General features: G+C 37.2%; 8 protein-coding genes. 5 read left to right on the forward strand and 3 right to left on the reverse strand.

What is annotated here, in order from left to right:
- The first annotated feature begins 74 nt into the window (after positions 1-74).
- On the forward strand, positions 75-2,183 hold the full coding sequence (gene recG / locus ACAM30_RS18690) for an ATP-dependent DNA helicase RecG (protein ID WP_369616075.1): 2,109 nt from the start codon (positions 75-77) through the stop codon (positions 2,181-2,183).
- A gap of 287 nt (positions 2,184-2,470) precedes the next feature.
- Here the strand turns inward: recG and ACAM30_RS18695 are convergent, their stop codons facing one another.
- From ACAM30_RS18695 to ACAM30_RS18705, 3 genes are all read right to left on the reverse strand, one after another.
- Complete coding sequence (locus ACAM30_RS18695; RefSeq protein ID WP_369616076.1) at positions 2,471-3,073, reverse strand: PAS domain-containing protein; 603 nt, start codon at positions 3,071-3,073, stop codon at positions 2,471-2,473.
- Positions 3,074-3,176: 103 nt separating this feature from the next.
- The gene (locus ACAM30_RS18700; protein ID WP_369616077.1) at positions 3,177-4,031 is read right to left on the reverse strand and encodes a hypothetical protein; all 855 of its coding nucleotides are present in this window, start codon (positions 4,029-4,031) and stop codon (positions 3,177-3,179) included.
- Between the two features lie 31 nt (positions 4,032-4,062).
- On the reverse strand, positions 4,063-4,659 hold the full coding sequence (locus ACAM30_RS18705) for a TlpA family protein disulfide reductase (RefSeq protein ID WP_369616078.1): 597 nt from the start codon (positions 4,657-4,659) through the stop codon (positions 4,063-4,065).
- A gap of 684 nt (positions 4,660-5,343) precedes the next feature.
- Between ACAM30_RS18705 and ACAM30_RS18710 the strand changes: the two genes are divergently transcribed.
- From ACAM30_RS18710 to ACAM30_RS18725, 4 genes are all read left to right on the forward strand, one after another.
- On the forward strand, positions 5,344-6,405 hold the full coding sequence (locus ACAM30_RS18710; RefSeq protein ID WP_369616079.1) for an efflux RND transporter periplasmic adaptor subunit: 1,062 nt from the start codon (positions 5,344-5,346) through the stop codon (positions 6,403-6,405).
- 164 nt (positions 6,406-6,569) lie between these two features.
- Positions 6,570-9,665 carry an efflux RND transporter permease subunit gene (locus ACAM30_RS18715; protein WP_369616080.1) on the forward strand — a complete coding sequence of 1,032 codons (3,096 nt, stop codon included), beginning with the start codon at positions 6,570-6,572 and terminating at the stop codon, positions 9,663-9,665.
- Positions 9,666-9,741: 76 nt separating this feature from the next.
- Positions 9,742-11,052 carry a TolC family protein gene (locus ACAM30_RS18720; RefSeq protein ID WP_369616081.1) on the forward strand — a complete coding sequence of 437 codons (1,311 nt, stop codon included), beginning with the start codon at positions 9,742-9,744 and terminating at the stop codon, positions 11,050-11,052.
- Between the two features lie 27 nt (positions 11,053-11,079).
- Positions 11,080-11,943 carry a bestrophin family protein gene (locus ACAM30_RS18725; protein ID WP_369616082.1) on the forward strand — a complete coding sequence of 288 codons (864 nt, stop codon included), beginning with the start codon at positions 11,080-11,082 and terminating at the stop codon, positions 11,941-11,943.
- The last annotated feature ends 153 nt before the right edge of the window (positions 11,944-12,096 follow it).

Raw genomic sequence — 12,096 nt, forward strand, 5'->3', positions numbered from 1 at the left:
TAATAAATACTCTATGTTCTTTATTCTATTTTCTATACTCTTCAATCGAAAACCTAAAATCTACAATAAATAAAATGTCCAATAATCTCCTTGAAACTCCCATTGAATACCTAAAAGGCGTTGGTCCCAGTCGTGGGCAGCTGCTTCGAAAGGAACTGGGCATTCATAAATATGGGGATTTGGTTAATTTTTTTCCGAACAGATATATAGACCGAACGCGTTATTACAAAATTAACGAGCTTCAGAATACAGGCTCTGAGGTACAGATTATTGGAAAAATAATTAATATCAAAACCGTTGAATTTGCCAAGAATAAAAAGCGTCTGGTAGCTACTTTTGTAGATGATACGGGGCAAATGGACCTAAACTGGTTTCAGGGCCATAAATGGATTCGTGAGAGTCTGAAGCTGAATGAAGTTTGTGTGATTTTTGGAAAATGTTCTTTATACGGAAGCCAATTTAGTATGGCGCATCCGGAAATTGAATTATGGAACGAACATGAAAGAAGTCTTCGTTCAGCCATGCAGCCTGTTTATCCATCCACGGAAACGCTGGCTAACAAGGGAATTTCGAACCGCACCATTAATAAACTAATGGAGCAGCTGTTTCTGGAAACTCAGGCTTTATTCACCGAAACTTTTCCGGCTTATCTAATCGAAGAATTAAGGCTTATTTCTAAAAGAGCGGCTTTATTCAACATCCATTTTCCTAAAAGCACCGATGCTTTAGCGAAAGCGCAATACCGACTCAAATTTGAGGAATTGTTTTTTATACAGCTTCAATTAATTACTAAAAACCTGATCCGAAAGCATAAAATAAAAGGGCATCCTTTTACGAAAGTTGGAACATTTTTTAATGAGTTCTATCAGCATCATTTACCCTTTAGCTTAACAAATGCGCAAAAAAGAGTAATCAAAGAGATTCGCTCTGATATGGGAAGCAATGCCCAGATGAACCGATTGTTGCAGGGAGACGTAGGTTCGGGAAAGACAATTGTGGCTTTTATGAGCATGCTTTTGGCGATAGACAATGGTTTTCAGGCGTGCTTAATGGCTCCTACAGAAATCCTTGCCAATCAGCATTTTATCGGATTGTCTGAATTGGCTAAAACACTAAATATCAACATTAAACTCTTAACTGGTTCAAGTAAAACTGCAGCCCGAAAAATAATCCACGAAGAACTTGAAAACGGAAGTTTGCAGATCCTGATTGGTACACATGCGCTACTGGAAGACAAGGTGAAGTTTCAGAATCTGGGACTTGCCGTAATTGACGAACAGCATCGTTTTGGCGTAGAACAGCGCTCGAAATTGTGGAAGAAAAACGACATTCCTCCGCATATTTTAGTCATGACGGCTACTCCTATTCCGAGAACTTTGGCCATGAGTTTGTACGGAGACTTAGATATTTCTGTAATTGACGAATTACCACCCGGACGAAAACCGATTCAAACCGTACATCGATACGACAGTAATCGTTTGAAAGTATGGAAGTTTTTACGTGATGAAATCGCTCTGGGAAGACAGATTTATATTGTTTATCCGCTGATTCAGGAATCGGAAAAAATGGATTTTAAAGATTTAATGGACGGTTACGAGAGTATTTCGCGTGATTTTCCATTGCCTCAATACGCTATTTCTATTCTCCACGGAAAAATGAAACCTGCTGATAAAGATGCTGAAATGAAGCGTTTCTCTGAAGGTAAAACCAATATCATGGTAGCCACTACCGTGATTGAAGTTGGTGTAAATGTACCTAATGCCAGTGTTATGATCATTGAAAGCGCAGAACGTTTTGGACTATCGCAGCTGCACCAGTTACGCGGACGTGTGGGGCGTGGTGCTGAACAGAGTTATTGTATTCTGATGACGAGTTTCAAATTAAGCTCCGACAGTAAAACACGAATGGAAACCATGGTTCAGACCAACGATGGTTTTGAAATTGCCGAAGTAGACCTAAAATTACGTGGCCCGGGAGATTTAATGGGGACACAACAAAGCGGGGTCTTAAACCTTCAAATTGCTGATATTGTTCGCGACAGGGATATTCTGGGTCTCGCCCGTAACTATGCCATGAAAATTCTAAAAGAAGACGGACCGCTTCAAAAACCGGAACACGCCATACTTAAAGCTGTTTTTATCGAACTGACTAAGAAGAAGAATATTTGGAATTATATTAGTTAAAGGGGCTAAGGTTTTAAGGTTTCAAATCGAGACTCATTATCGGTATACTTCAGTCACCTTGAGCGAAGTCGAAGGCTTATGGAAACTAAATTCAATACAAGTGTGCTACAGTCACCCTGAGCGAAGTCGAAGGCTTGTGGGAAATGCAAAAAAAATATACTTCATTGTGGTAAAGAACCTGCTTTCAACAACTGATGTTTTTGGTGATTTGAATTCGTTGGGGGACAAATTCTTCTGCGTTGAATGCTTATCTTTTACAATGAAGTATATATAGTCTAATGAAGTTTCTATTTTTTAGGAGTTGCTTTCTTTTCAAAAAGACCACTAAAAAGACCTTTGCTTATTTTATTCTTGTCGTCTTTTCCGGTAGCAATTAGATGATCAACATATTCCATGTATGTTTTTTTGCGTTCTTCTAAAAAGCCAATCAGATAATCTTCCGCAGCACCCATTCCGCTTACTTCTTCAATGTGCAGCAGTTTTTTATACAGAGGGTCAATAAACTTAGTAATAATTTCTTCGGGCACTGATTTTCGGGTTCCGAAGTAGCCAACAATTTCACCATCACCATCGGCGATAATCTTAAAATCGGTTACCACCCAATAGAATCGTCCCGTTTTAGACATGTTTTTGATTATGACATGGATATTCTGACTTGACTTAATACTGTCCCATAGAAATTTAAAAATTACTTTTGGCATATCCGGATGACGGACAATATTATGAGCGTGACCGATTAATTCATGCTCATCATACCCCGAAACATCAATAAATGCCTCATTTGCATATAAAATGGTTCCTTTTGTATCTGTTTTACTTAATAATACTTTTGTTTTGTTCCAGTCGACTTCTCTGTCGGATGGAGTCGGGCGGGTAATTCTGTTGTCCATAAATCCTGTATTTAAAATTAATAAGCAATAACATTTTTTGATCTTGGGTTTGCATTTTAAAAGCATTAAAATACTGATTTAAAACACAATACAACTCCTTATTTTAATTCCTGCTATCAGTAGATTTCACATGAATATCGTTTACCAGATCATCAATTCTTTTGGCGCTTTCACGCATCATTTCCAGATAATTTAATAATTTATCATTATCGGTATGTCCTTTCGAAACGTCAATAAGTTTAAGCACAGAGCTAACCGGTAATTTTAAATCCAGCGTAGTTCTGTGAATGAAATCATTGTAATCTTTAGTAGCGGTTAGTGAACTGTACTTTGCAGAAGCCAGTTTCATGTTCTCTAATTCATATTCGTCTGAAATTTTAGAAATGTGGTTTTGACTGTGTTCTTTAAAATAATAGGCCCAGTACCCATTCATAAAAAATACCACTGCGGCCAAAACAACATGAATTATAAAAGTTTCCACATCAAAATTGACTTGGGAAAAATACAACTGTAATCCTTTTGGGTCATTGAAAACCTGATTTTGCAGATATGCCAAAGCTCCGTGATGCAATACCACCAGAAGCGTCAAAGGAATTTGAAGTTTCCAGTTTTGATAGATAATTAAAATCGTACTGGCAATAAAAACGGTAAAGTGCATTTCAAACAAGCCATGCATTTGATAAATGTACTGTGCCATAAATATAGCCAAAACAATAGCCAGCACATACTGGTAAAAATTAGATTTTTTAAAGAAAAACTTTGCTGAATAATACAACAGCAAATTTAAAACACCTACACCTACTCCAATTTCAAACGTATCGTATTTAAAAGCTAAAGCAATCCCGAAAAGAAAATAAATCGCTAAAACATAATTAACAATGGTGTCCGATCGTTGAGTCATCGTAGACATGAAATTGTGCAAATAATCTTGTTCATTCAAACTGGCTCTTGTTTTCATAAATTAAAATGATTTAGGTTAAGAATTTGGTTTATTTATTGCATTTTGGTAACGAACATCCATAAGCTCTTAGAGCTAGGGCATCAAACGAAGGAGAATGATTTTGTTTCAATAAGGAATCAATCGCCATTTGAGCATAATTACTGTCGGCATTGGTACAATACCTGGTTTTATTGTAGTTTCCGCGATAATACAAATTCTGAGAACCATCCAAAAGAACAGCCTGCGGGGTTGAGAATACACCACAGCTCTTTGCTATGGCCTGATCGAAGTAAACCGGAATCCTGGCGTCAAATTTTTTCTGAATTTCGGCTATGGAGAAAGATCGTTCTTTGTTAAGCACCACAATTTTAAAATTAATCCGGTCACCATATTTTTTAATGAGTTCCGAAACATGAGGAATGTTAAAGCGAGAACAAGGGCAGTCAGGGTTAAAAAAATGGATAAAAATAGGCTTTCGATCTGCCAAACAGCATTTTAAATCAATCTTACTTCCTACAGCTATCGCTTTGTAATTTTGAGGAACCGGTGTAGGCAAACTGTACTTAAATTCATTCTGCCAGAAGAGAAATGAGATAGCAACAACCAACAATGCCATCCATAAACCAACAAGTAATTTTTTCAGCATAAACAAGTAAATTTGGGGATGAAACTTAAAAAATGTCTAAACAGTTGTTAACAACACTGTTTATTTATTCAACTATTTTAACTTTAAATCAAATAAAAAACCTACATATTTTAACGCTTAACCCTCAAAAACATTATTATTCCCGAAAAAACAGATCATTTTGTTTAAGCCTATCAATGTTACGAATAAAATCGATAAAGTGCAAATAAAATCGGACAAAATACATCTAAAAATATCTTTGTCGGATTTTATTGATTTCCAGAACCCGTAGTTCTACCCTTTTTGTGGGTAAAACCATAGAAAAGAACTTTTATTTTTTTTACGGAGTTATCAATTACTTAGTTGTTAGTTATGGATTATGAGTTATGAGTTATGAGTTATGAGTTATGAGTCATCAGCGATAAACTACAAACTATAAACTATAAACTATAAACCATCAACTATAAACCATCAACTATAAACTATAAACTATCAACTATCAACTATCAACTATAAACTATTAAAAGTTTTTTTTTAGTTCCGCATTAAACCTTGGTACAGAAAAAGAGTCTAAATATGGTTTTATGTAATGTTTGTACGTACAAATGTTAAATAAAAGCTAAGCTCTCCAGATTTCACAACAAAAAGTTAAATTTGTGTGCTTACTAAAAACATATACCAAAAAAATACATTTACCTCAAGTTTATGAAAGTAAAAAACTTAGTTTACGCCCTACTGATCATTGTGTTAGGAGGTTTTATTGCCTACAGAGTCGTGTCGAATAAAAAGAAAAACGACGAATCGAAAAAGTTTGGAGACAAAGACACTCCTACTACAGTAACCGGAATAGTGGTGAAAACCGCTACCTTCGACAACAATCTGTCACTATCAGGTTCGATCGAAGCCAATGAGCAGATTGAGATTCGGAGTGAAGTTTCGGGAATCGTTGAAGGGATTTATTTCAATGAAGGCAGTTTTGTAAACAAAGGACAGGTACTTTTTAAGGTAAATGACATCGAATTAAAAGCACAGCTTAGACAAGCCGTAACCCGCGAAGGTCTGGCTGCGGAAAATGAGAGAAGAGCAAAATTACTACTTCAGAAAGAAGCGATCAGTCAGGAAGAATTTGACGTTGCTAAAGCAGATCATGCCTCTGCACAAGCACAAAGTCAGTTAATCAGAGCTCAGATCGCTAAAACTTCAGTTAAAGCTCCTTTCTCAGGAAAAGTTGGTTTGCGATCTATTTCTCCGGGAACCTACATCACTCCTACCGTTCTGGTTGCCAAACTGGTAAACACCGGTAAGCTAAAAATTACCTTTTCAATCCCTGAAAAGTATGCTTCACAAGTAAAATCCGGATCTGTTATTGATTTTAGCGTTTCAGGTTCTGATAAAGTTTATACCGCAAAAATATACGCCATCGAGCCGGAAGTTGAAGTAGCGACACGCACGCTGCAAATTCGTGCTATTGCGGATAATGTAGACGGAAAGCTTTTCCCGGGAACTTTTGCTGATGTAAAACTGCCTCTTAACATTGTAAAAGATGCCATTGTAGTGCCATCAGAAGCTATAATTCCGGTGCAAAGCGGTAAAAAAGTATACATTGCCAATATGGGCAAAGCCAAAGAAGTAATGGTGGATGCTACGACAAGAACAGATTCTTCTATTCTAATTCTCTCAGGATTAAAGGCTGGAGATACTTTGATTACCAGCGGTGTAATGTCTCTTAAAAATGAAGCATCAATAAAAGTGAATGTAAAGAAGTAAAAGCTGTGGATTTGTGAAAAGTAAAATGTGAGTTGTGAAAGCTGAAGTTTGAAGCCTAATATTCTTCAATCTATTTTCTAAACTCTATTTTCTTTATTCTATACTCTTATTTCTGTTATTCAAAAAAAATCTAAAATCTAAACTCTAAAACCATAAATCACATTATGAGTTTATCAACAACCAGTATAAAAAGACCTGTTTTAACCATCGTACTGAATCTTTTGATCATTCTGTTCGGTTTCATTGGTTATACCTTTTTGGGGGTTAGGGAATTCCCTTCAATCGACCCTGCGCAGGTTTCTATCCGAACCAATTATACCGGAGCTAATTCCGACATTATAGAATCTCAGATCACTGAACCTCTTGAAAAAGCGGTCAACGCCATCGACGGGATTCGAAACATAACTTCTTCCAGTAATCAGGGAAGCAGTAACATCACCATAGAGTTTAATCTGGACAAAAATCTGGAAGAAGCAGCAAACGACGTTCGTGACAAAGTTTCTCAGGCCATCAGAAGTTTACCGCAGGATATCGATGCTCCGCCGGTAGTCTCTAAGGCTGATGCCGACAGTGACGCCATTATATCGATGACGGTTCAAAGTGACACCAGAAGTTCTTTGGAATTGAGTGATTATGCGGAGAATGTGATTTCTCAACGTCTGGAAACGATTCCGGGAGTCAGCGGTGTTCAGATCTGGGGACAGAAACGTTACGCCATGCGTTTATGGATTGATCCTGTAAAACTTACTGCTTATAAATGCACTGTATCTGATGTGCGTAATGCTTTAAATTCCCAAAATGTCGAATTACCTTCAGGAAAACTAACGGGAAACAATACCGAATTAACTGTGAAAACGGTTGGTAACCTTTCAAAACCGGAAGAATTCAACAACATTATCATTCGTACTGATGGAGATAAAATTGTGCGTTTAAGCGATATTGGAGGAGCCGAATTAGGTCCGGAAAACATCGAAACTAAACTAAGTCAATCCGGTTTACCTATGATTGGTCTTGCTATAGTACCGATGCCGGGAGCCAATTATCTGGACATCTCATCTGAATTCTACAAAAAATACGAAGCCTTAAAAAAGGATCTTCCAAAAGATATTAAACTTAATATTGCACTGGACAATACCGTCTTTGTGAAAAAATCAGTACTTGAAGTTGCCGAAACTTTAGGTATATCAATTATTCTGGTAATCATCATTATCTACTTGTTTTTCAGAGACTGGGCTATCGCATTCAGACCCTTAATTGACATTCCTGTTTCGTTGATTGCGACATTTTTCATCATGTGGCTTTTTGGCTTTTCGATCAACGTTTTAACCCTGCTGGCTATTGTTTTAGCAACCGGTCTGGTGGTAGACGACGGGATTGTAGTAACCGAAAATATCTTCAAAAAAGTCGAAGAAGGCATGTCGCCGATTGAGGCCGCGATTAAAGGATCTAATGAAATATTCTATGCCGTAATCTCGATTTCGGTGACCCTTGCAGCCGTATTTTTACCGGTAATCTTTTTAGAAGGATTTGTGGGCCGACTCTTTAGGGAATTTGGTGTCGTCATTGGAGCTGCCGTTTTAATCTCGGCTTTTGTATCCTTGACTTTAACACCTATGTTGAATGCCTACCTGATGAAAGGCGGAGAACAGAAAAAATCTAAGTTCTATGTAAAAACCGAACCTTTCTTTGAAAAACTAAACAGTGGTTATGCGGATTCTCTAAATCGTTTTATTGCAAAAAAATGGCTTAGTTTCCCTATTCTGATTGCTTGTTTTGGATTGATCTATTTGTTTTTTACCATCCTGCCAAAAGAAACGGCGCCTTATGACGATCGTAGTTCTGTAACCATGCGTATGACTACACCAGAAGGATCTTCTTATGAATATACCGATCGTTTTATGCAGGAGATTTCCAGATTGGTAGACGATTCTATTCCGGAGAAAAAAGTGAGTTTGGTTATCACTGCACCGGGCTTTGGAGCTTCGGCTACTAACTCAGGTTTTATCAGACTTTCATTAGTTGAACCGGATCAGAGAAAAAGATCTCAGAAAGATATTGCAGATCAATTGACCAAAATGACCAAACGTTATCCTGATGCTAAAACATCTGTAATTCAACAGCCAACCATTGCGGTAAACCGTCGTGGAGGATTACCGATTCAGTACATCATCCAGGCACCGAATTTTGAGAAATTGAGAGAAAAAATTCCGGTTTTTATGGAAGAAGTTGGTAAAAGTGACGTGTTCTCCGTTACTGATGTCAATTTAAAATTCAACAAACCTGAAATCAATGTAAGTATTGACCGTGAAAAGGCTGAAAGTTTAGGAATTTCAATCCTTGACATTGCACAGACTTTACAGCTTTCTTTGAGTGGACAGCGTTTTGGCTATTTTATTAAAAACGGAAAACAATATCAGGTAATTGGTCAGTTTGATCAAAAAGACCGTTCAAAACCGCTGGATCTGACTTCGATGTTTGTAAAGAACAAAAGCGGAGAATTGATTCAGATGGACAATGTCGTTAAAATTGAAGAGCAAAGTAATCCGCCTCAATTGTATCACAACAACCGTTATATGTCAGCAACAGTTTCTGCAGGTTTAGCTCCGGGGAAAAGTATCAGCGACGGTATTCAGGAAATGGACAGAATTAAAGCAAAAGTATTGAACGATACTTTTACAACCGATTTAAGTGGAGAATCCAGAGACTTTGTTGAAAGTAGTTCGAATACTTCTTTCGCCTTTGGACTGGCTTTATTACTGATTTTTTTGATTCTTGCGGCACAGTTTGAGAGTTTTATCGATCCGCTTATCATCATCTTAACCGTACCAATGGCCGTTGCAGGAGCCTTATTCTCGTTATGGCTTTTCAACCAGACCTGGAATATTTTCAGCCAGATTGGAACGGTAATGCTTATTGGATTGGTAACAAAAAATGGTATTTTGATTGTGGAATTTGCCAATCAGCTTCGTGAACAGGGCAAGCCAAAACTGGAAGCTATTCTGGAAGCCTCAGAAGCACGTTTGCGTCCAATTTTAATGACGAGTTTGGCGATAGCTTTAGGAGCTTTACCGATTGCGATGTCACTTGGAGCTGCCTCTACCAGTAGAATTGGTATGGGAGTTGTAATTGTTGGAGGAACCATCTTTTCATTGGCTTTAACCCTATTTGTGATTCCGGCTATTTATTTAATGTGGTCTAAAGCAAGAAAACATTATCCCGAATTTGATCATATAGATGAATATGAAAGAAACACTAAATAATTGATATAAAATCTGAAATCCTATAGAAGCTGCGGATCTCTTCTAACAAGTTAGTCTGCAGCTAATCCTTCATCACATGAAAGCTAAAATACTCATAACAAGTCTCGTTTTATTGTTGTTCTGTACAGCAAGAATCAGTGCGCAGGAAGTCTTAACCATTGAAGACGCCATGAAGATCGCCTTGGAGAATAATTTCGAAATTAAGATTGCCAAAAACAGCCTTAAAATAAGCGAAACCAATGTAACGGTTGGAAACGCCGGGATGTTACCAAGAGCTACAGCTTCGGTAACCGACAATAACAGTGTTACCAACTCGTCGCAAACACGTCAGGACGGAACTACAACTTCTTTAAGAAATGCCAAAAACAACAGTTTAGCCTACGGTGTAAGCCTGGGATGGACGGTTTTTGACGGAATGAAAATGTTTGCCAAACTGGATCAGCTCAAAGAATTGCAAAAACTGGGTGATTCTGAAATGAAAAGAGTGATACTGGTCAAAATTGGACAGGTCAACAGCGCTTATTTTGATTTGGTACAACAGCAACAGCAATTGTCAGCATTAGACACCACAATTGTAATTTCGAAACAAAGATTAACTCTGGCACAAAACCGCTTTAGTATTGGAAAGGCCTCAAAACTGGAAGTATTAAACGCTCAGGTTGATTTAAACTCCGATCAGGTTGCTTTGCTGAGACAAAAAGAATCCTATGCCAATGCTAAAATCTTACTCAACCAATATCTGGCACGTGATCCTAAAATAAATTTTACCGTAACCAATGTCGTTACTGTAGATAATAAACTCGTTTTAGTCGATTTAATAGAATTGGCTCACAAGCAAAATCCGGCTTTAGAATCGCAGATTATTAACAAACGTATTGCAGAACTTCAGCTAAAACAAGTAAAAGCAGACCGCTATCCGGTAGTAAACCTGACTTCGGGATACAACTTTAATGAAAGCCAGTCCAGTCTTGGGTTTACAAGTCAGAACTCCTCTAAAGGTTTTAACTATGGTTTTAATGCTACGCTAAACGTTTTTGACGGTTTCAACCAGCACCGAAATGAAAAGATAGCGAAACTACAAATCGAAAATTCGCAGATTGCCATAGATCAGCAAAACATGATCCTGGACACTCAATTGAGCACCGCTTTTCAAACGTATTTAACCAATCTGGAATTAATTGGATTAGAAGAAGACAACGTGACGATTGCCAAACAAAATTTAGATATTACTTTAGATAAATTCAGAATCGGAACTATTACCACATTGGATTTCAGAACGGCTCAATTGAACTATGTAAATGCAAAAGTACGCCACAGCAATGCACAGTTTCAGGCAAAATTATCTGAGATTGCTTTGAAAGAATTAGCCGGAAATATCAATTTTTAAAGTAAATTTGTTTCAAAACAAGTCCAAATGATTTCATACAACACCAAAGATTGGTTCTCTTTTATTTTTCATTTTCATAAATCGGATACCGTTAGAAAACTGCTTCCGATTATGATTGCCATCGGAATTTACTCTTCAATTGTTGGATATTTGGAAATCTCTTATTTTAAAATTGGTAAAAACGATTATATCCATAACATCCCGATCATGCACGGGATGTTGGGTTTTGTGATCTCCTTATTATTGGTTTTCAGAACCAATACGGCTTACGATCGCTGGTGGGAAGGACGAAAACTTTGGGGAGGACTTGTGAACAACAGCCGAAATCTGGCCATTAAACTTTCGGTAATGCTGAAAGAGGAAAATGATAAAAAGTTCTTCAGAAAATTTATTCCTGCCTATGCTTCCGTATTGCACAAACACCTGCACGATTCTGATACCGGAAAACAGCTTTTTGAAGATGTAGATTTAGAAATCGATCATCACAAGCATAAACCGAATCAGGTTAAAAGAATAATTTTTCAAAAAATAAATGATCTCTATGAAGACAATAAAATCAGTGGAGAACAACTTATTATTTTAAACGAGGAGTTACAATCATTTACAGACATCTGCGGTGCCTGCGAGCGAATCAAAAACACCCCTATTCCCTACTCCTACAGTGCTTTCATCAAAAAGTTTATCTTTTTTTACACGATGACACTTCCTTTTGGTTATTCGGTAAGCCTGGGTTATTATGTGGCTCCTGTTGTGGTTTTTATCTTTTATGTACTGGCAAGTTTAGAACTTATTGCCGAAGAAATCGAAGATCCGTTTGGTGATGATGAAAACGATCTGCCAACAAAAAAAATCTCCGAAAACATTAAAAAACACATTGAAGAACTGATTTAGTTTAATGATAGAAAAAGCATCGGGAAGCTAGACCTATAAAGCTCCGTAAAAAAACTAAACACATAAAAACATAGTTTTATCTGCTGAAAGAACCTGCTAAAGAAATACATTTCTCTCACATAAGGCTATGTAATTTATTCCAAGTGGAACGCC

Source organism: Flavobacterium sp. CFS9 (assembly GCF_041154745.1).
Classification (GTDB): Bacteria; Bacteroidota; Bacteroidia; order Flavobacteriales; family Flavobacteriaceae; genus Flavobacterium.